This is a genomic window from Haloarcula salina (assembly GCF_010119195.1).
GTDB lineage: Archaea > Halobacteriota > Halobacteria > Halobacteriales > Haloarculaceae > Haloarcula > Haloarcula salina.
On record NZ_WRXL01000008.1, the window covers coordinates 1 to 20,333 of the forward strand.

The 20,333-nt window shown below is 69.2% G+C and carries 22 protein-coding genes; 15 read left to right on the plus strand and 7 right to left on the minus strand.

Annotated features, from left to right (window positions below):
• Nucleotides 1–233: 233 nt before the first annotated feature.
• The gene (locus GM656_RS17370; protein WP_162414970.1) at nt 234–1,295 is read right to left on the minus strand and encodes a hypothetical protein; all 1,062 of its coding nucleotides are present in this window, start codon (nt 1,293–1,295) and stop codon (nt 234–236) included.
• 199 nt (nt 1,296–1,494) lie between these two features.
• Here GM656_RS17370 and GM656_RS17375 point away from each other — a divergent pair, with 199 nt between their 5' ends.
• The 3 genes from GM656_RS17375 (at nt 1,495) to GM656_RS17385 (ending at nt 5,216) form a co-directional block, all read left to right on the plus strand.
• Entirely contained in the window at nt 1,495–2,373 is an 879-nt protein-coding gene (locus GM656_RS17375) for an ABC transporter ATP-binding protein (protein ID WP_162414971.1), read from the plus strand.
• Nucleotides 2,373–3,164 (plus strand): ABC transporter permease subunit, encoded by a 792-nt coding sequence (locus GM656_RS17380; protein ID WP_162414972.1) that lies wholly within the window; start codon nt 2,373–2,375, stop codon nt 3,162–3,164. The genes GM656_RS17375 and GM656_RS17380 overlap by 1 nt, the downstream gene beginning before the upstream one ends.
• 111 nt (nt 3,165–3,275) lie before the next feature.
• A complete protein-coding gene (locus GM656_RS17385) occupies nt 3,276–5,216 on the plus strand; it encodes a COG1361 S-layer family protein (protein ID WP_162414973.1) in 1,941 nt (646 codons plus the stop codon).
• 81 nt (nt 5,217–5,297) lie between these two features.
• Here the strand turns inward: GM656_RS17385 and GM656_RS17390 are convergent, their stop codons facing one another.
• The 6 genes from GM656_RS17390 to nikR form a co-directional block, all read right to left on the minus strand.
• Nucleotides 5,298–6,002 (minus strand): ABC transporter ATP-binding protein, encoded by a 705-nt coding sequence (locus tag GM656_RS17390; RefSeq protein WP_394352102.1) that lies wholly within the window; start codon nt 6,000–6,002, stop codon nt 5,298–5,300.
• Nucleotides 5,999–6,805 (minus strand): ABC transporter ATP-binding protein, encoded by an 807-nt coding sequence (locus GM656_RS17395; RefSeq protein WP_162414974.1) that lies wholly within the window; start codon nt 6,803–6,805, stop codon nt 5,999–6,001. The genes GM656_RS17390 and GM656_RS17395 overlap by 4 nt, the downstream gene beginning before the upstream one ends.
• On the minus strand, nt 6,802–7,953 hold the full coding sequence (urtC, locus tag GM656_RS17400) for an urea ABC transporter, permease protein UrtC (RefSeq protein WP_162414975.1): 1,152 nt from the start codon (nt 7,951–7,953) through the stop codon (nt 6,802–6,804). Before urtC ends, GM656_RS17395 begins: the two co-directional genes overlap by 4 nt.
• 1 nt (nt 7,954) lies before the next feature.
• Nucleotides 7,955–8,893 carry an urea ABC transporter, permease protein UrtB gene (urtB, locus tag GM656_RS17405; RefSeq protein WP_162414976.1) on the minus strand — a complete coding sequence of 313 codons (939 nt, stop codon included), beginning with the start codon at nt 8,891–8,893 and terminating at the stop codon, nt 7,955–7,957.
• A 4-nt stretch (nt 8,894–8,897) separates the two neighbouring features.
• Nucleotides 8,898–10,211, minus strand: a complete 1,314-nt coding sequence (locus GM656_RS17410; protein WP_162414977.1) for an urea ABC transporter substrate-binding protein — start codon at nt 10,209–10,211, stop codon at nt 8,898–8,900.
• Between the two features lie 403 nt (nt 10,212–10,614).
• A complete protein-coding gene (gene nikR, locus GM656_RS17415) occupies nt 10,615–11,025 on the minus strand; it encodes a nickel-responsive transcriptional regulator NikR (RefSeq protein WP_162414978.1) in 411 nt (136 codons plus the stop codon).
• A 119-nt stretch (nt 11,026–11,144) separates the two neighbouring features.
• Here nikR and GM656_RS17420 point away from each other — a divergent pair, with 119 nt between their 5' ends.
• The 12 genes from GM656_RS17420 to GM656_RS19395 all read left to right on the plus strand — a co-directional run bounded on the left by GM656_RS17420 (nt 11,145) and on the right by GM656_RS19395 (nt 20,289).
• Nucleotides 11,145–11,783: an energy-coupling factor ABC transporter permease gene (locus tag GM656_RS17420; RefSeq protein ID WP_162414979.1), complete on the plus strand. Its 639-nt coding sequence runs from the start codon at nt 11,145–11,147 to the stop codon at nt 11,781–11,783.
• A complete protein-coding gene (locus tag GM656_RS17425; protein ID WP_162414980.1) occupies nt 11,783–12,097 on the plus strand; it encodes a PDGLE domain-containing protein in 315 nt (104 codons plus the stop codon). The genes GM656_RS17420 and GM656_RS17425 overlap by 1 nt, the downstream gene beginning before the upstream one ends.
• Nucleotide 12,098: 1 nt before the next feature.
• On the plus strand, nt 12,099–12,890 hold the full coding sequence (gene cbiQ, locus GM656_RS17430; RefSeq protein WP_162414981.1) for a cobalt ECF transporter T component CbiQ: 792 nt from the start codon (nt 12,099–12,101) through the stop codon (nt 12,888–12,890).
• Nucleotides 12,887–13,729, plus strand: coding sequence for an energy-coupling factor ABC transporter ATP-binding protein (locus GM656_RS17435; protein ID WP_162414982.1), 843 nt, complete (start codon nt 12,887–12,889; stop codon nt 13,727–13,729). Before cbiQ ends, GM656_RS17435 begins: the two co-directional genes overlap by 4 nt.
• Nucleotides 13,730–13,896: 167 nt before the next feature.
• The gene (locus GM656_RS17440; protein WP_162414983.1) at nt 13,897–14,343 is read left to right on the plus strand and encodes an urease subunit beta; all 447 of its coding nucleotides are present in this window, start codon (nt 13,897–13,899) and stop codon (nt 14,341–14,343) included.
• Nucleotides 14,340–16,046 carry an urease subunit alpha gene (gene ureC / locus GM656_RS17445; RefSeq protein ID WP_162414984.1) on the plus strand — a complete coding sequence of 569 codons (1,707 nt, stop codon included), beginning with the start codon at nt 14,340–14,342 and terminating at the stop codon, nt 16,044–16,046. The genes GM656_RS17440 and ureC overlap by 4 nt, the downstream gene beginning before the upstream one ends.
• Nucleotides 16,043–16,468, plus strand: a complete 426-nt coding sequence (locus tag GM656_RS17450) for an urease subunit gamma (RefSeq protein WP_162414985.1) — start codon at nt 16,043–16,045, stop codon at nt 16,466–16,468. The genes ureC and GM656_RS17450 overlap by 4 nt, the downstream gene beginning before the upstream one ends.
• A complete protein-coding gene (gene ureG / locus GM656_RS17455; protein WP_162414986.1) occupies nt 16,465–17,088 on the plus strand; it encodes an urease accessory protein UreG in 624 nt (207 codons plus the stop codon). Before GM656_RS17450 ends, ureG begins: the two co-directional genes overlap by 4 nt.
• On the plus strand, nt 17,088–17,987 hold the full coding sequence (locus GM656_RS17460; RefSeq protein WP_162414987.1) for an urease accessory protein UreD: 900 nt from the start codon (nt 17,088–17,090) through the stop codon (nt 17,985–17,987). Before ureG ends, GM656_RS17460 begins: the two co-directional genes overlap by 1 nt.
• Complete coding sequence (locus tag GM656_RS17465; RefSeq protein WP_162414988.1) at nt 17,987–18,589, plus strand: urease accessory protein UreE; 603 nt, start codon at nt 17,987–17,989, stop codon at nt 18,587–18,589. The genes GM656_RS17460 and GM656_RS17465 overlap by 1 nt, the downstream gene beginning before the upstream one ends.
• On the plus strand, nt 18,586–19,275 hold the full coding sequence (locus GM656_RS17470) for an urease accessory protein UreF (protein ID WP_162414989.1): 690 nt from the start codon (nt 18,586–18,588) through the stop codon (nt 19,273–19,275). The genes GM656_RS17465 and GM656_RS17470 overlap by 4 nt, the downstream gene beginning before the upstream one ends.
• A gap of 132 nt (nt 19,276–19,407) precedes the next feature.
• Nucleotides 19,408–20,289, plus strand: coding sequence for a universal stress protein (locus GM656_RS19395; RefSeq protein WP_241692812.1), 882 nt, complete (start codon nt 19,408–19,410; stop codon nt 20,287–20,289).
• The last annotated feature ends 44 nt before the right edge of the window (nt 20,290–20,333 follow it).

The window sequence follows — 20,333 nt, forward strand, 5'->3', positions numbered from 1 at the left end:
TTACCTTCCCGAGGTGTAACAATGACTTACCGACATACTTCCAGTAACCGCAAGACGGAACCGCGAAACCGGCAGGGCCCACTTGCTGTCGCGAGCAAACCCGCGAGTGACAGCAGCGAATCGCCTGAGGATTTGAACTTCGGCCGGCGAATGACGTGAGTCCGCAGTCGGTTCACAATCTGGCAGAGCCCGTTTTCCGCGAGGAGCGGACGCGACGAGCGACCACCGCTGAATTAAAGATTCACTAGAAGGAGCTGGATCCCTTTCGGGAGGATAATCCCGACAAGTAGCTGGGTCCACATGGCGAAGGTGGCCGGGTACTCGCGAGTGTTCGTCACCCGGTCCATGCGGTTCTCCAGTTCTTCGATCCGTTCTCGTTCCGTCTCGGGCCGCTTGTGGGTCGCGATATCCCAGGGCCCATCTATGAGGTCACGGTACTGTCGATCGAGTTCGAATAGCTTCTCACGCTTCTGACGGTTCATGAAGCGATGGAAGACGTAGAGGGCGTGCGCGAGCGCACCGACTGCGGCGACCCACCCAACTGTGAACACGGCGTCGATCAGCGGACTGGGTTTCACGGGGGCCGTGATCGAACCGTCGAAAACCCAGGGGCCGTAGATGAATACCGCGAACCCGGCCAGTCCGAGCATGACGTAATAGTAGGAGTGCTTCACGAGTTCACCGAGCGGGCGAAGCCCGCCGAGGCCCTGCGGGTCGAGGAAGTCGAGTTCGAGATCGGTGTCCCGGATCCGACGCGGGAGCACGAGTTGCAGTCCGAGATACGTCGCGATGAAGTCGACTGCGACCGGGACGTAGACGAACGGCACGACGACGAAGTTCCCGAATAGCCCGGCAAGGCCATCGGTCCTGAGGATGACCGAGGCCCCGATGAAAAAATACGAGTTGACGAGAATCACCACCGCACCGACGACGAAGAGCCCCCATCGAAGTCGGTCGTCGATCAGCGACTCGAAGTCCGATGCGCGGGCGGTTCGCTGCTCGATGTGAATCTCGGCGAGTGCGCTCCGATACCGCCGCTGTAACGTCCGAGTGAACAATACAGCACCCAGCATGCCGACCGGGACGACGAGCCAGAACGGATTCTGGAACACAGTGGCACTACCGCCAGTCAGTTCTTTGTAGAGCTGCAGGACGACCGCATCGACGAACAGGAACGCGGAGACCAGGAGCACCGAGGGCGAGATGTCGTATCGGAGCCGATCGACCAGTCGGTCTCCTCCAAGCCGGGCAGCGAGTGCGTCCAGCCACGTGCGGACTTGGATCTCCTCGATCATCGCACGGTACTACAGTAATCTACTGGATAGCTGTTGCCCCGGTGGTGGGACGACCGACCGCCCCTCGGTCAGGACTCGCGGATGGGCTCGCTGACTGACGCCGAGCGCACAGCCGGACTCCGGAAACCGATCGATAAAACACCGCTCAGACGGACAGAACCGTCTAAACCATTATGGGTGTCTGTCGTCATATTCGGCTATGGCGGCGATCGAGGTCTCGGGGCTGAGCAAGCACTACGGCGACGTGCGGGCCAACGACGACCTGACGTTCACCGTCCGAAAGGGCGAGATCTTCGGCTACCTCGGGCCGAACGGCGCGGGGAAGACGACGACGATCCGCAGTCTGCTCGGCTTCCAGTCGCCGACCGAGGGCACCGCGACGGTGCTCGGCCACGACGTGCGCGACGAGGACGAACTCATCGAGGCGAAGGCCGAGATCGGCTACCTGCCGGGCGATCCGGGACTCGACGAGCAGGTCACCGGCCGCGAGTACCTCGACTACCAGGCGTCGCTGAAGGGCGACGAGCGCCGCGGGGAGCTGCTGGAGCTGTTCGATCCGCCGCTCGACCGGAAGATCCGGGAGTACTCCCGTGGAAACAAGCAGATGGTCGGTATCGTCCAGGCGTTCATGCACGATCCGGACCTGGTCATCATGGACGAACCGACCTCGGGGCTGGACCCGCTGAAACAGGAGGCGTTCAACGAATTTCTCCGAGGCGAGCGCGAGCGGGGCAAGACGGTGTTCTTCTCGTCGCACGTCCTCGGCGAGGTCCGGCGGGTCTGTGACCGGGTGGGGATCATCCGCGAGGGGAAACTCGTCACGCTCGAAGACATCGACGCGCTGCTCCGGCGCGGCGGGAAGCGCGTCCGGGTCCACACGCGGTCCGACGCCGACCTCGCCGGACTGGACGGCGAGGGCATCGTCGACCGTGAGGCGTTCGACGACGGCGTCCAGTTCACGTTCACCGGCGACTACAACGCCCTCGTGTCGCTGCTCGCCCAGTACGATATCGTCGACCTCGAAATCGAGGAACCGCCGCTCGAAGACGTGTTCATGCACTTCTACGGGGCGGACTGATGTTCGAGGTAACGCGCTACGAGGGCCGCCGTCGGATGCGTGGGACGGCCGTGCTCACCGCCCTGCTCGCGGTCTACGCGCTGCTCATCGTCTTCCTGTATCCGTCGATCGCCGAGTCGGGTGCGGACTTCGAGGAGTACGTCGAGAGCCTCCCGCCGGCGTTCCGGGAGGGGTTCGTCGGCTCGGCGAGTTTCACCACCGTCGAGGGGTTTCTCTCGGTCGAGATGTACCAGTTCCTCTGGCTGCTGTTGCTCGGGCTGTTCGTCGCGTACAGCGCGGGCGCGCTCGTCGCGGCGGACGTCGAGTCCGGCAGGCTGGACATGCTGCTCGCGACGCCCATCTCGCGCTCGCGGGTCCTGATCGAGAAGTACCTCTCGCTGCTGGTCCCGGTCCTCGGCGTCAATCTGGTGACGCCGTTCGTCGTCTACGCCGGTCTCCGCGCCATCGGCGAGACGATCGACCCGGTGTCGCTGTTCGCGCTCCACCTGCTCTCGATCCCGTACCTGCTGACCTGCGCCGGCGTGGGGCTGTTGCTGTCGGTCCGACTGGACCGCGCCGATATCGCCCAGCGCGGCGGAATCGGAGCCGTGTTCGGCCTGTTCCTGCTGGACACGGTGAGCACCGACACCGACTTCGAGTGGCTCGGGGCCGTGAGCCCGACGCGGTACTACAGCCCCGTGGACATCCTCAGCGAGGGGACCTACGACGTGGCCGGCGCGCTGCTCCTGCTCGCGGGGGCCATCGCCTGCGTCGGCGTGAGCGTCGCCCTGTTCGAACGGCGGGACTTCTGATGACGGGAGCCGACGCCGTCGACCGCTGACACACCGATCACCAATGTACGACCCTACCACACTTCGCGACGGCGGAATCGCCACTGAGACGGCCCGGTCGAGGGGGATCTCGTGAGCCGACTCGCCGCCGGAGCGAGGTTACTCGCCGTCGTGGTCGTCTGCTCGCTGCTCGCCTCGGGCGTCGTCCTTGGCTTCGTCGAGGGCTCGCCGGAGCTCTCCGCCTCGCTCGCCGAGAACCGCGTGGTCGCCGGCGAGGAGGCGACGCTCGAGGTGACGCTCACGAACGCGGGCGAACTGGAGACCATGTCGCCGACGAAACCGGAACTGAACCAGCGCGTCCTCACCGCCACCGGCGTCAGCGCCAGGCTCCGGGCCGACGGAGCGCCGCTCACCGTCACCACCGGCCGGCAGAGCGTCGGGAGCGTCGCCGACGGCGGCGAACGGACCGTCCCGTTCACCGTCTCGGTCGACGAGGACGCCTCGCCGGGAACCTATCGCCTCCCCCTCCGCGTGACGTACACGCACACGGCGGAGATCGACGAGGGCGGAGGCTTCTCCAGAACGCGGACGGTCGAGGAGACGCTGTCCGTGACGGTCCGGGTCGTCGAGCGGGCCCGGTTCGCCGTCGTCGACACCGAGGGCGACGTGGGGCCGGCGAGCGTCGGGACGGTCTCGGTGACCCTCGAAAACGTCGGCAGCGAGGCGGCCAACGAGACGGCCGTCACGCTCGACTCGCTGGACCCCGACGTGCGGGTCGGGTCGTCGGGGTCGTCGAGCCAGTACGCCGGCGCGTGGGAGCCCGGCCAGCGGCGGACGCTCACCTACGTGGTCGCGGCGGCCGAGTCCGCGACGAACGCGACCTACCCGTTCCGGGTGACGACGGCGTTCGACGACGACCGCGGCGTCCGGCGGACCGACGAGTCCGGCGTCGTCGGTATCGAACCGGCGTCCGGCCGCCGGTTCGTCGTCACCGACGTGGCGAGCGACGTGGCGGCCGGCGGGTCGGGGACGCTCACCGTCACGCTCCGGAACGACGGGCCACAGACGAGCGATGCCACGCTCGCCCTCCGGTCGACCGCCGGGGCGCTCGCCGTCGACGGCGGCGGCGCGACCACCCGTTTCGTCGGGGACTGGCCGGCCGGGGCCGAGCGGACGGTCACCGTCGGCGTGACCGCGCCGCCGGGCACGGAGGGTGGGACCTACACGCTCGACGCGGCCGTGGACTATCGGACCGCCACGGGCGTCGACGCCTCTGCCAGGCCGGCGAGCGTCGGGGTGACCGTCGCGCCCGACCCCGCCTTCGCCGTCCGCGACGCCGGCGTCTCGCTGGCCGTCGGCGAGGAGGGACGGGTGCGCGGGACCGTCCTCAACCGCGGCCCCACGTCGGCCCGGGACGCCGTGGTCGTCGTCTCCTCACCGTCGCCGAACGTCCGGTTCGCGGAGACGACCTACGCCCTCGGCGACCTCGATGCAGGCTCGTCCGCCGACTTCGCGTTCGACGCCGCGGTCGCGCCGACGGCCGAGGCAGGCCCCCGGCCGTTCGACGTGACCGTCCGCTACGAGGGGCCGAGCGGGGACGCCAGGGAGAGCGCGCCGCTTCGCGTCCGCGGTGAGGTCGCGCCCCAGCCCGACCGCCTCGCGTTCGAGGCGGTGAACGCAAGCTTCGGCATCGACACGAGCAACAGGCTCCGCGTCCGGGCCACGAACGTCGGCGACGAGCGCCTCGAAGACGTGCGGGTCAGGCTCGGGACGGCGCCGCCGTTCACCAGCGAGTCGCCCAGTGCGTTCGTCAGCGCGCTCGACCCCGGCGAGACCGTCACGCTCGGCTTCGAACTCACGGTCTCGGAGGACGCGGTCGAGAGCACCCACGCCGTCGCGCTCAACGCGACCGCCGAGACGGCCGACGGCGACACCGTCCGGACGGACCGGTCGCTCGTGGCCGTGACCATCGCGGAACCGTCGGGGCCGAGCGGCGACACAGCCGTCGTCGTCGGCGCGGCGATACTCGCGGCGGTCGTGCTCGCGGCCGGCTGGTGGTGGCTCCGTCGGTGAGCGGCGCAGACGTCGTCGATGGACAGGTCCCGCTCAGCGGCGGAGACGACAGAAGGAGACCGTCGGAATTAAATCGCCGTCTCAGACCGCGAGGTACTCGGCGATGGCGTCCTCGTCGGCCAGCGTCGTCGGGCCGACCTCGTCGACGATCTCGCCGCGTTCCATCGCGTAACAGCGGTCGGCCATCTCGCGGATGACGCCGAGGTTCTGCTCGACGAAGAGGATTGTCGTCCCGAGGTCCTCGTTGATGGCCTGCATGTCCTCGCTGATCTGGCCGACGATAGAGGGCTGGATGCCCTCGCTGGGCTCGTCGAGCAGGAGGAGGTCGGGGTTCGAGACCAGCGCCCGCGCGATGGCGAGCATCTGCTGCTGGCCGCCCGAGAGCGTGCCGGCGTCCTGATTCGCCCGTTCGTCGAGAATCGGGAAGTATCCGTAGATCTGGTCGTACAGCGTCTCGTCGCTGTCCGCCCGGATCTTCTCGCCCATCCGGATGTTCTGCTCGACCGTGAGCTTCGGGAACACGTCGCGCCCCTGCGGGATGTAGCCGATCCCGGCCCGGGCGCGCTCGTCGGCCGAGGCGCTCGTCACGTCAGCGCCGGCGTAGCGGATGGTCCCCTCGGTCGGTTCGAGGAGGCCCATCACCGTCTTCAGCAGCGTCGTCTTGCCGACGCCGTTCTTCCCCATCACGCCGACGATTTCGCCCTCGTCGACCGAGAGGTCGACGCCCCGGAGGATGGGCGTCCTGTCGTAGGCGGCGGTGACACCGTCGAGTTCGAGCAGGCTCATTCCTCTTCCCCCAGGTAGATCCGCTGGACCGCGGGGTCAGCCTTGACCTCGTCGATCGGTCCCTCCAGGAAGATCTCGCCGTTGTGGAGGACGGTCACCTCGTCGGCGATGGAGGCCACGAAGTCGGTGTCGTGCTCGATGACGACGAAGGCGATGCCCTCCTCCTCGTTGAGTCGGGTCACACGCTCGGCGATGGCCTCGCGCTCGGCCACGTCGAGGCCGGCGACCGGTTCGTCCAGCAGGAGGAGGTCGGGCTCCAGCGACGCCGCCATCCCGATCTCCAGTTGCTGTTGCTGGCCGTGCGAGAGCGCGCTCGCGTCGACGTGCTCGTAGCCGGTGAGGCCGGCCGCCTCGATGGCCCGGTCGACGCGCTCGCGCCTCTCAGCCCCGTCGGCGAAGCGCTGGATGGGGAGCCGGGCGTTCTCGCGCACGCTCAGGTCGCCGTAGACGGACGGAACCTGGAACTTCATGCTGATCCCTCGCTGGACCCGCTCGTGGGGTTCCAGGTCGGTGATGTCGTGGCCGTCGTAGTAGATGTGGCCCTCGCTGGCCTCGTACGTGCCGGTGACGAGCTTCAGAAGCGTCGACTTGCCGGCCCCGTTCGGGCCGATGAGACAGCGGAGTTCGCCCTCGGCGACGCCGAAGTCCACGTCGTCGGTCGCGGTGAAGCCGCCGAAGCGCTTGACCAGTCCGTCGGTCTGCAACAGCGTGTCGGTTCGGTCGCCAGTGGCCATCTCGGCGGCCGTCTGGCGGACGTTCGGTCCCAGCGGTCGTGATTCGGGTTCGGTCTCGCTCTCGCTCATGATTCGCTCGCCTCCGTCGGATCGGGCGTCTCCGGCCCCTCGGCGTCCGCGGGGGCGGGGCGGTTCTGTCTGATCTGCTTGTGTACCCACGGGACGATGCCGTTGGGGAGGAACAGGATGGTCCCCAGCAGCAGCGCGCCGAGCATGACGAGCGCCAGTTCGCCGCCGAGGGTCACGCGAATGTACTCGATGGCGATGGTCGCGATGATCGCGCCCAGCAGGCTCTTGCGGCCGCCGACGCTCACCCAGATGACGGGCAGCGTCGCGAACAGCAGCGTGAACACCGTCGGGTCGATGAACACGTTCCGCGCGGCGTACAGCACGCCGGAGAGGCCAGCGAGCGCGCCCCCGAGGATGAACACGACCAGCTTGATGCGCTTGACGTTGTACCCGAACATCCGCGTGCGGTCCTCGTCCTCGCGGACGGCGACCATCGCGCGGCCGTAGTCGGAGTTGACGAGCGCGCGCAGGCCGAGGTACGTCCCGACGAGCAGGACCAGCGCGAGGTAGTAGAAGGGGTCGAGCTCGACGGTGCCGAACCCGGGGACCCAGACGGGGATCGCGTTGTACATGAACTGGAACGACGCGGCCCCGACGCCGAGCTTCAGCAGCGGGATGTCAGGCATCCCGTTGAAGCCGCCCAGCGCGGCCTCGCCGATCGTCCACTCGGAGCCGGCGGTCTGGGCCATGAACGTGTGCAACACCATCGTCGCGACGAGCGTGATGATGGTGACGTACACGTCGCGGACGCCGCCGTAGAACATGAAGTAGCCGAGCACGGCGGCGCCGATGCCGCCGCCGACGACGCCGGCCAGCACGGCCGCGGTGATGCCTCCCGGCGTGGAGACGTTGATGGAGACGACGGCGAAGGTGTACCCGCCCAGGCCGAAGAAGACGACCTGACCGAAGCTCAGGACGCCCGTGTACCCCCACACGACCGACAGCGAGAGGCCGAGCAGGGAGAGGACGAGGAACAGCGAGAACTGCTCCGCGTTCCCCACGAGCGGGAAGGCGACCAGCGCCGCGACCGCGACGAGGAAACCGACCCAGAACCCGTTGGAGTTCCCGATGGTGTTCGGCCCCTCGAAGCGGGCGCGGACCCGTGCGGCCAGCGACTGCCCGCCGTCCGGTGGCGCGTCGGTCGCCATCTCACTCGCCCTCCTGTCTGCGGCTCTGTACCGTTTCGATGAAGCCGGTGATCCCGTCCGGCAGGAACCGGAGCGCGACCATCGCGGCGGCCAGCAGCGCGATGCGGCCGAAGAACGTCCCGTAGAGGTTCGTGAACACGGCCTGAATCGCGCCGAGCACGCCGCCGGACAGCGCCGTGCCGAGGACGACGCTCGGGCCGCCGACGACGACGGCGACGAACGCCTCGACGAGGAACTGGTCGCCCAGCGTGGGCTGCATCGAGAGCGTCGGGGCGAACAGCGCCCCCGTCAGCCCCGCGAGTCCGGATCCGATGGCGAACGTCGCCATGTAGATCCGCTCGGTGTCGACGCCCAGCGCGCGGGCGGTCTCCTCGTCCTGTATCGTCGCCCTCGCGGTCATCCCGTACTCCGTCCTGGTGAAGATGTAGTACACCCCGACCAGGAGCGCGATGCTGACCCCCGAGAGCACGATGCGGTACGTCGAGTACGAGAACGCGCCGTAGGCGATGTTGCCGAACGGCGTGCCCACGGTGTCGATGGAGTTCCCGAAGACGACGCGAGCCCCCTGCACCATGATGAGGCTGAGCCCGAACGTCGCGACCATCGAGTCCGCGAGCCGGTCGTACAGCGGCTCGACGAAGTCGCGACCGACCGTTCGTTGCCCGATCCAGTTGGGGACCGCCCCGGAGATGACGAACCGCTCGACGACGACGCCGAACGCGGCGGTGACGAGCGTTCCCACGAGCATCGCGGCCGCGAGCGGGAGCCCGAGCTTCGTCGCCGAGAGCGTCGTCGCGTACGCGCCGACGAGGATGAACTCCCCGTGGGCGAGGTTGATGACGCCCATGATGCCGAAGATGATGGCCAACCCCGCCGCTGCGAGCACGATGAACGCGAAGCTATCGAGGAACTGTAACGCGAGGTTGATCCCGTTTACCATCCCGCTACTCTGCCTCCTCGAAGTAGTCCACCGGGGTGTACTGCGTGGTCTCCGGGTTCTCGGGGAGGTTACAGCCGACCGTCTCCGAGAGGAACTGTTCGGGGATCTGCTCGTTCTTGACGGCTTCGACGTTGTGCTGGTCGTCGGCCTTCATGACCCACATGTGGTGGTCGACGTGGTGGGTCGCGCCGTCGAGCTTGATCGTCTCGCCCTCGGGCGCTTCGGGGGCGCGCTCGGTGCCCAGTTCGATGCCGGATTCGAGGGCCTCGATGACTTCGGGCTGTTCGAGCGTGCCGGCCTGCTCGACGGCCTTCTTGTACATGTACGTCGAGAAGTAGTTCGTCTCGGCCTCCTCGTTGAGGTAGGGGGCGTCCGGGTACTTCTCGTAGTAGCGGTCGACGAAGCCGCCGTCGCCCGTGTTGCTCTCCGTCGGGACCTCCTCCATGTAGTTGACGCCGGCGTAGATGTTGGCCATCGCGGGCGGGTCGAGGCGGCGGTGCTCGTAGCCCTGGGCCATCGCCGTCGACGTGCCGATCGGAACGTCGAGGCCGGCGGAGGCCTTCTGCTTGTAGAACGCGGTGTGGTTCGCGCCGACCAGCATCGACATCACGAAGTCGGGGTCGGCGTCCTGGATGTTGTTGATGACCGAGCCGAAACTGGACTCGCTGAGCGGGATGAACTCCTCGCCGACGACCTCGGCGTCGTTCTCGTCCGCCAGCACCTTCACCCAGTCGGCCGAGAGCTGCCCGAAGTTGTAGTCGGCCGCGATGGTGTAGATCTTCGGGCCGAACTCCTCGCGCAGGTACGGGAGGACGATGCCGAGCTGCTGTCGCGCTGTCGGTCCCACCGCGAACGTGTACTTGTCGCAGACGCCGCCCTCGTACTGCGTGGTGTAAAAGTACAGCTGCTCGTTGCGGTCGATGGTCGGCCGAATCGCCTCCCGCGTCGCCGAGGAGTACCCCGCCCAGAGCACGTCGACGTCGTTCTCGTTGATCATCTCGCGGGTGAGTTCCTGGTAGCGCTGGTTGTCTGACTGGGGGTCCGTGGCGTAGGTCTCGATCTGCTTGCCGTCGATGCCGCCGTTGGCGTTGATCTCCTCGATGGCGAGCATCGACGCCTTGTGCTTGGGCGCGCCGACGAGCGCGAAGTTCCCGGACTGGTCTTCCAGCACGCCGATCTTGACCACGTCGGCGCTACTGGCGGTGTCGGTCGTCGCGCCGCTCTGGCCCTGACCGCCCGAACAGCCGGCCAGGCCGGCGACGACCGCGGCCCCGCTGGCCCCGAGGAACTGCCGGCGGCTGACGGACGATCGGTTCATGCCTGCCCCCCGAACAGGCTGCAGTGTTCGACCGTATTCCGCGAAACATTGGCCATACTCGTAACTTCTCCGTTGATATCCGGACGTTCGTCCATGATTTCGTACACAGTGTTGCCGTTCCGCAGGAAGTAAATAAGGTTTGCCACTCTGATCTTATATTGTCCTCCATACTGACTCAAGTGTATAAGGTGATGAAAGGATATTGGAAATAGCAAGACGAACGGCCAATATTGTCGGTAATTTTTAATTCTTTCAGCAATCGTGGTCGGCCGGTGACCGATCCGGACAGCGCGGTGGCTGTGGGCCGTTCGAGGCGTCGGCGGACGAACTATCAGGTGTGTGTCTACTCTGCCGTGAGAACGGGCGATATCGGGGGGTTATAGCTGGCGCGCGCTCGGTGCGCTCACTCGTCGACGACGACGACCTTGACCTGCTGGACGCCGCCGAGCGCGCGCAGGCGGTTGGCCAGTTCGGTGATGTCGCCGGCCGCCCCCTCGACGACCAGCGTCTCCATGCAGGTGTCGTGCGAGAGGTGGATGTGCTGGACCGAGGTGATGAGCTCTGCCATCTCGTGTTGGATCGTCTGGAGGTCGTCGGCGATGCCCGAGACGTGGTGGTCGTGAACGATGACGACGGTCCCGTGGTGGTGGCGCTCGCCGCCGGACTCCCACTCGTAGGTCGCGAAGAAATCGCGCAGCGAGTCCCGTATCGCCTCCGACCGGCTCGCGTACTCCCACTCGTCGACGATGCCGTCGAGCCGGTCGACCATCGACGACGGGAGCGTCAGGCTGATTCGGTCGAGGTCCTCACTCATACCTGAGGTAGACGCCCGCGGGCATATGGCTATCCGGGCTTCGGTAATACTCTCCCGCCGCCGGTAATACTGTGCGATGAAAAAGTATTATTAGCGCGCCGGTGACAGACTGGGATAGCATGCACATTCCGGACGGGTACATCGATCTCCCCATCGCGCTCGCCGTCGCCGCCCTCTCCGTCGCCGTGCTGAGTCTCGCGGCGAAGCGCGTCAACGGCGAGATTCCCGACAGCCGCGCGCCCCTGCTCGGTGTCGTCGCGGCCGGCGTCTTCGCCGCACAGATGCTCAACTGGCCGATCCCGGGCGGCACGAGCGCCCACTTCGTCGGCGGCGCGTTCGCCGCCATCCTGCTCGGTCCGCACCTGGGCGCGCTCTGCGTCGCCACCGTCGTCGCGATCCAGGCGCTCGTCTTCGGCGACGGGGGCCTCGTCGTCCTCGGCGCGAACGTGTTCAACATGGCCATCGTCGAGGTGTACGTCGGCTACGCGATCTACCGCGTCCTCGCGCCCTACGGCGAGTTCCGCGCGGCCTTCGCCGCCGGGTGGCTGGGCATCACGGCCGGCGCGCTCGCCGCCGCCGTCCAGCTCGGCCTCTCCTCGGCGTTCGAGTACCAGCTGCTGACCACGCTGGCGATCATGGGCGTCGGCCACCTCGCGCTCGGCCTCGTCGAAGGCGCGATCACCGCCTTCGTCTACCGCTATCTTGCCCGCGCTCGCCCCGACCTCCGGCCCGACGCCGCCGCAGAGGTGACCGCGTGATGAGCCGCCTCCCCGACTGGCTCCCCCGCGCGCTCGCCGCGCTGCTCGTCTTGACGCTGCTCGCCCCCGTCTTCGGCTGGGCGGCCGGTCAGGTGGGCTACGCCGAACCCCTCGAGAACGCCGCCGAGGCGACCGGCGCGACCGACCACGCGAGCGCCACCGGGACGGCGCCGTTCCCGGACTACGGCGTCGCCGGCCTCGGCGGTCCGACCGGCACGCTCCTGTCGGCCGTCGTCGGGACCGCGCTGACGCTCCTGCTCGGAGCGGGCATCGGTCGGCTGCTCGGGGCGGACGCCGACCACGGCCCGAACTGAGATGAGCGGGCGCGCCCTGTTCGACCGGACGGTCGCGACCGTCGCCGAGCGCGCCCGGTGGTTCCTGCTCGCCGAGGACCTGCCGGACCGCGCCGGCTTCCTGCAGGCCGTCACCCCGTCCGTCAAGCTGCTCGGCGTCGTCGCCCTCGTCGCGCTCACCGTGGCCCAGCGCTCGCTCCCCACGGTCGCGGCGCTGGCCTTGCTGTCCGCCGCGCTCGCCGCGCTGTCGCGGGTTCCGGCCCGTACCTTTCTCGGCCGACTGACCGGCCCGCCCGCGTTCGCGCTCGTCGTCGTCGCGCCCCAGGCCGCGCTGATGGGCGGCCCCACGCTCGGGCCGCTCCCGCTGTCGGCCGCCGGCGTCGACTACGTCCTCACGTTCGTCGTCCGCGTGGCGGCCTGCGTCGGCTTCCTCTCGGTGCTGCTGGTGACGACGCAATTCTCCGACCTGCTCGGGGCGCTTCGCCGCCTGCGAGCGCCGCCCATCGCCGTTTCGCTGCTCGGCATCACCTACCGCTATCTGCTCCTCTTCTTCGCCGAACTCGAACGGCTGGTCCGCGCCCGTCGGAGCCGGACCGTCGCGGAGCCGAGCCTGCGTCGCACCTGGCGGGACTCCGGGAACGCCGTCGGGTCGTTCCTCGTCCGGAGCCTGGAGCGCGGCGAGCGCGTCCAGCGGGCCGCCCGTGCCCGCGGTGGGACGGGTCGAACGCCGGTTCTGCCGCGGGAGTCGCTCGGGACGGCGGACCTCGCGTTCGGGCTGGTCGTCGCGCTCGCCGTCGCGGTGGTGGTCGCGTGACCGTCCTCGACGCCGCCGACCTCCGGTACGCGTATCCCGACGGGACGCTCGCGGTCGACGGCGTCGACGTGGCGGTCGAACGCGGCGAGCGGGTCGCGCTCCTGGGGCCGAACGGGGCCGGCAAGTCGACGCTGCTGGAACTGCTCGGCGGCCTGATCGAGCCCGACGGCGGCCGGGTCCGGTACTTCGGGGAGACGACCGACGCCGACTCCGTTCGGGGTCGCCTGAGCGTCCTCACGCAGAACCCAGCGGACTACCTGTTCAATCCGACCGTCCGCGAGGACCTAGCCTACGGCCCGGCGCAACTGGACTGCTCGCGCGAGGACGTGGAGCGGCGCGTCGAGCGCGTCGCGGACCGACTGGACCTGGACGGCCTGCTCTCGAAGCCGCCCTTCCGCCTCAGCGGCGGCGAACAGCGCCGGGCCGCCCTCGCCAGCGCGCTCACCGTCGAGCCGGACGTGCTCCTGCTCGACGAGCCGGTGAGCAACGTCGACGCCGCGAACCGGGCGACGATTCTCGACCTGCTCGACGACCTCGCCGCGGACGGCGTCACGCTCGTCGTCTCGACGCCCGACGCCGAACTCGTCGCGCACGTCGCCGACCGCGTCGTCCTGCTCGACGCCGAGGGGGCCGTCGCCGCCGACGGGCCGACACGCGAGATCCTGACCGACACCGACCTGTTGACCGACTGCGCGCTCCGCCCGCCGCAGGTCGTCCGGCTGTTCGACGGGCGGACGGACGACGTGCCCCTGACCGTCGCCGACGCGGCCGCCCGCCTCGACGGCGACCCCGGGACCGCCGCCGGACTTGACGGAATCGCCGACGACGACCGAAAGTAAGACAGTTCGGAAGTTCCGCCCCTCCGTGGCCGGCCGTAACTTTGTAATTTTAATCGCTTGCGGATGAAGGGGCGTCAATTGCGCCGAGAGCAATCATTTTAGTATGAGTATCCAAAGAGACGGGCAGATGATAGACGAACAGTCAGAAATAGGCGGGGATCGTCGCGATGAGTGACGGACTCGTGCCCGGCGAGGTCGTCCCGGGCGAGGGGACCGTGACGCTGAACGAGGGCCGCGAGACGACGGAGGTGACCGTCGGAAACACCGGTGACCGGCCCTCGCAGGTCGGGTCGCACTTTCACTTCTTCGAGGCCAACGCGGCCCTGGCGTTCGACCGCGAGGCGGCCATGGGGATGCGACTGAACATCCCCGCCGGCACGGCCGTCCGGTTCGAACCCGGCGAGGAGCAGACCGTCGAACTGGTCGCGATCGGCGGGAAGCGCCGCGCTCACGGCATGAACGGTCTCGTGAACGGGAGCGTCGACGGCGACACGAGCGACGCGGTCGAGCGCATGCGGTCGGCCGGCTTCCGCGATACGGGGGCCGACGCCGAGACGGACGGCGGCGAGGTCGAGTCGGCGACAGACGGTGCCGACGGGGAGGGAGCGGAGTGACACGCGACATCGACCGCGAGAACTACGCGGACCTCTACGGGCCGACGACGGGCGACAGAGTCCGCCTCGGCGACACGGAGCTGTTCGCCGAGGTCGAGGAGGACCTGCGGACCCACGGCGACGAGGCGGTGTTCGGCGGCGGCAAGACCCTCCGTGACGGGCTCGGGATGGCCGCAGGCGTCACGCAGGCGGAGGGCGCGCTCGACTGGGTGCTGACCAACGCGACGGTCATCGACCCCGTTCTCGGAATCGTCGCCGCCGACATCGGCATCCGCAACGGCGAGATCGCCGGCGTCGGCAAGGCCGGCAACCCCGACACGATGGACGGCGTCGACATGGTCGTCGGCCCGTCGACCGACGTGTATCCCGCCGAGGGGAAGATCGCGACCGCCGGCGGTCTGGACATCCACATCCACTGGAACTCGGCGCAACTGCACGAACACGCCCTCTCGTCGGGCATCACGACGATGCTCGGCGGGGGCTACGGCGGCGGCGCGACGACGTGCACGACCGGCCCGGAGAACATCAAGCGCTTCCTGCAGGCCGCCGAGGCCTGGCCGGTCAACGTCGGCTTCTACGGCAAGGGCAACGCGTCCGACCCCGGCCCGCTCCGCGAGCAGGTCGCGGCCGGCGCGTGCGGCCTGAAGCTCCACGAAGACTGGGGCTCGACGCCGGAGACCATCGACACCTGCCTCGACGTGGCCGAGGACGAGGGCGTACAGGTCTGCATGCACACGGACACGCTGAACGAGGCCGGCTTCGTCGAGAACACGTTCGGGGCCGTCGACGGCCGGACGATGCACCTGTTCCACATCGAGGGGGCGGGCGGCGGGCACGCTCCCGACATCATGGAGATGGTCGGCGAGCCGAACATGCTCCCGTCGTCGACGAACCCCTCGATGCCCTACACCGACAACACGTTCGACGAGCACCTGGACATGGTGATGGTGTGTCACCACCTCAACCCCGACGTGCCCGAGGACGTGGCCTTCGCGGAGTCCCGAGTGCGTGCGGAGACCATCGCCGCGGAGGACGTGCTCCACGACATGGGGGCCATCTCGATGATGACCTCCGACTCCCAGGCGATGGGGCGGATGGCCGAGGTCGTCTCCCGGACCTGGCAGACGGCCTCGAAGATGAAGTCACAGCGCGGCCCGCTCCCCGAGGACGAGGGGAGCAACGCCGACAACTTCCGCATCAAACGGTACATCTCGAAGTACACCGTCAACCCCGCCATCTCCGCGGGCATCGACGAGTACGTCGGCACGCTTGAACCCGGCAAGCTCGCCGACGTGGTGCTGTGGGACCCGGCCTTCTTCGGCGTCAAGCCGGCGATGACGTTCAAGGGCGGCTTCCCGGTCCACTCCGAGATGGGCGAGGCCAACGGCTCGCTGATGACCTGCGAGCCCATCCTCCAGCGCGAGCGGGCCGGCGCGGTCGGCAAGGCAAAGCACGCCCTCTCGCTCTCGTTCGTCTCCCCGGCGGCCGCCGAGGCCGAGATCGGCGAGGCGTACAGTCTCGACACGCCCGTCGTCCCCGTCGAGGGCACGCGCACCCCCGGGAAGGACGACATGGTGTACAACGGCTACTGCCCCGACGACATCGAGGTCGACCCCGAGACGTTCGAGGTCCGGGTCGACGGGGAACACGTCACCTGCGAACCGTCTTCGGAACTGCCACTCGCACAGCGGTACTTGCTATGAAACTCACAGCCAAAGAGCAGGAACGACTCACGGTCTTCACCGCGGCAGAGGTCGCGCGGCGCCGCAAGGAACGCGGCGTCCCGCTGAACCACCCCGAGGCGGTCGCCTACATCAGCGACTGGTGCATCGAGCGGGGCCGCGACGGCCAGTCGGTGGCCGAGATCCGCTCGGGCGCGTCGAAGCTGCTCGGCCGCGAGGACGTGATGGACGGCGTCCCCGAGATGATCGGCATGATCCAGGTCGAGCCGGTGTTCCCCGACGGGACGAAGCTCGTCACGGTCCACGACCCGATCCGCTCTGACAGCGTCGGGACCGCCGACGGCGAGGACGCGGACGCCGACAGCGGCGACGACGCCGCGACGGACGGCGGAGACGACGCCGCGACAGACGGCGGCGAGGACGCGACGGAGGCCGACGAGTGAGCCTCACCCACCGCGACGTGGCGACGGTCGGCATCGGCGGGCCGGTCGGCTCCGGGAAGACCTCGCTGCTGACCGCCGTCGTTCCGAAACTGCGCGAGCGGGGCCTCGACGTGGGCGTCATCGCCAACGACATCCTCACGCAGGAGGACGCGGACGTGCTCCGCGAGCGCTTCGCCGGGGTCGTCCCCGAGGACCTCGTCGCCGGCGTCGAGACCGGGGCCTGCCCGCACACGGGCATCCGCGAGGACCCGTCGATGAACCTCCAGCAGATCGACGCCTTCCTCGCCGAGCACCCGGAACTGGACCTCGTGCTGGTCGAGAGCGGCGGCGACAACCTCGCGGCGACGTTCAACCCCGAACTCGCCGACTACTCGCTGTACGTCATCTCCGTCGCCGAGGGCGAGGACATCCCGCGCAAGCGCGGGCCGGGCGTCGTCGACTGCGACCTGCTGGTGGTCAACAAGACCGACCTCGCGCCCCACGTCGGCGCAGATATCGACGTGATGGAGCGGGACGCCCGCGAGGTCCGCGACGGCCCGGTCGTGTTCACCAACTGCAAGGACGAGACGGGCGTCGACGAGGTGCTGACACACGTCCGGGAGGGGGTGCTGTTCGCCTGATGGCCGCCGACGCGCCCCACCCGGCCTTCGAGGGGTACGCGACCGAGGCCGTCCCGCAGGCCGCCGTGGGGTCGCCGGGCAAGGACGGCGTCCTCGAACTGACGTTCGCCGCGACGGCGGACGGGACGCGACTCGTCCACGACTACGCGACGGTCCCGTTCCACGTCTCGGGGACGCTGGGCCACGACCCCCATCCCGAGGCCGACACCGTCTTCGTCCAGTCGCCGACCGGCGGCGTCGCGCAGGGCGACCGCCACGACGTGACCGTCGCGGTCGGCGAGGACGCCGTCGCCCACGTCTCGACCCAGAGTTCGACGAAGGTCCAGACGATGACGTGCAACTACGCCGCCGCCGACACCGCGCTCCGCGTTGAGGCCGGCGGCCACCTGGACTACGTGCCCGAACCGACGATTCTGCACGCGGACGCCAGATACCTCCAGGACCTCGCCGTCGATCTCGCACCCGGCGCGACGGCCGTCGTCGCCGACGTGGTCGTGCCGGGCCGCCTCGCCCGGGGCGAGCGCTTCGAGTTCGAGCGCTATCTCTCGCGCGTGCGGGCGACCGGGCCGCACGGCCTCCTGTTCGAGGACGCGACGCACCTGACACCGGCCGAGAGCGACCCGACCGCGCCCGGCGTCCTCGGCGAGTACACCGTCTACGGGACGGCGTTCGTCCTCGCGCCGGACCGCGACGCCGCCGACCTGAGCGACGCGCTGCACGCGGTCGTCTCCGACGGACCGGCCCGCGCCGGCGCGACGGCGCTCCCGAACGGGGCGGGCGTCGCCGTCCGGGCGCTCGGCGACCGCGCCGAGACCGTGCAGTCGACGCTCCACGCGGCCTGGGACCACGCACGCCGGGATCTGATCGACGCCCCCGCGCCGTCCGGGAGGAAGTACTGATGCTGGTCGCGAACACGTACGTCGGCCACGGCGACGAGGAAGATGTCGCCGACCGCCTCGCCGCGGCCGACTCCGTTTCCGTCGTGCTCTCGGACACCGAGCGCCGCCGCTCGCGGGTCCGGACCGAGACGGCCGACGGCCGCGACCTCGGGATCGTTGTGGCCCGCGACCTCGCCGACGGCGACGTGCTCGAAGCCGACGACGGCACGCTCGTCGTGGTCGAACTGGCTGCAATCGAGGCGCTCGTGCTCGACCTCGCTGACAGCGGGATCGCGCCGACCGCGGCCCTCGAACTCGGCCACGCGGTGGGCAACAAGCACTGGGACCTCGCCGTCCGCGGTGACGAGGCCCTGCTTCCGGTCACCGATTCGAAGGCCCGGATGGAGGCCGCCGTCGAGGAGCACCTCCCCGACGTGCCGACGCGATACGAGCGCGTCCCGCCGACGACGTTCGACGACGGCGGAGCCGACCACAGCCACGGCGGCGATGGCCACGGCCACGGCGATCACTCCCACGCCGACGACGGCGACCACAGCCACGCTCACGCGCACGACGAGGCCCACGACCACGGCGTCCGGACAATCGACGGGGGAGACCCGTGAGCGACGCCGCGACCCTCGAATCGCTCCGTCTCGCGGACTCTTTCCTCCCGGTGGGGACCTACAGCGTCTCCTACGGGCTGGAGCAGTTCGTCCAGGACGACCGAATCGAGGACGCGGACGACCTCGAAGCCCTGCTCGCGACGTACCTCCGCCGGCAGGTCGGCCCGGCCGACCTCGTGGCGCTCCGGGCCGCCCACGCCGCCGCGCGCGAGGGCGACCTCGACGCGCTCTGTGCGGCCGACCGGCGACTGCGCGCCGTGACGCTGGCCGCGGAGTTCCGCGAGAGCGCTCAGCAGTCGGGGGACCGCCTGCTCTCGCTCCAGACCGACCTCCGAGACGACCCGTTGCTCGCGGACTACGCCGACCGCGTCGCCGCAGACGAGTCGCCGGGCAACTACGCCGTCGTCCTCGGCGCGGCGACGGGCCTTGCCGGCGTCGACGAGCGCGAGGCCTGCCTGCTGTGCTGTCACGGCTTCGTCACCGGCCTGCTCGGCGCGGCCCAGCGCCTCCTCTCGCTCGGCCACACCGACGCCCAGCGCATCCTGGACGCCCTCGGCGCGGTGATGACCGAGGCCGTCGAGGACAGCGCCGACCGAACGATCGACGATATGACGCCGTTCGCCCCGCTGGTGGACGTGCTCGCCGCCGACCACGAGCGGGCCGAGCGCCGCCTGTTCGCGAGCTGAGGCGGGCCGGTCGGCCGCCCATCGCACCCGGGTGCGGTACCGTTCCGTTCTCTCCCGACCGACGTGACAGGCTTCTCACCGGTCGGGAACGACGCCGTAGTTTTAGACGGGAGCGGGTCCAAATCCGAACGAATGTCAATGTACGACAAGATTCTCGTTCCGACGGACGGGAGCGACGTGGCCGCGGCCGCGGCGGACGCGGCCGTCGCGCTAGCCCGAGAGTTCGACGCCGCGATCCACGCGGTCCACGTCCTCGAACTGGGGGAACTGCCGCCGGGCGTCGACGACGAGTACGCCGACGAGTTCGCCCACCGCGGCGAGCGGGCCACCGAGGAGATCGCCGAGATGGCCGCCGCGGCCGGCGTCGAAGCCACGACCGCCGTCATCGACGACCCCGGGAAGATCCACGAGGCGATCGTCGCGGCCGCCGAAGACACCGAGGCGGACTGCATCGTGATGGGGACCTACGGGCGGACCGGCCTGGACCGCTTCGTCCTCGGGAGCGTGGCCGAGCAGACGCTCCGGGACGCGCCGGTCCCGGTCATGACCGTCCACGAGGACACGACGCTCAACCTGCCCTTCGAGGACATCCTCGTCCCGACCGACGGGAGCGACTGCGCGTCGGCCGCCGCCGACCTCGCCATCGCGCTCGCCGCCGCGAGCGACGCGACGCTCCACGTCGTCAACGTCGTCGACCTCGGGGTCGTCTGGGGCGACATGGACACCGGAACGGTGCTCGAAGCGCTTGAGGCCGCCGGCCAGCGAGCGCTCGACAGCGTCATCGAGCGCGCCGATGCGGCTGACGTCTCGACGGTCGAGGCGTCTGTCATCAACGGGACGCCGTACCGAGCCATCGACACCTACGCCGAGGAGAACGACGCGGACTGCATCGTCATGGGCACGCACGGCCGGACCGGACTGGACCGGTACCTCCTCGGCAGCGTCACCGAGCGCGTGATTCGACTCAGCGACGTGCCGGTCTTCGCGACGAAGGACTTCGACGCCGCGGAGTGACCGCTGGCCGAGACGCGTCCCCGGTCTATCGCCGCCGGGAAGAT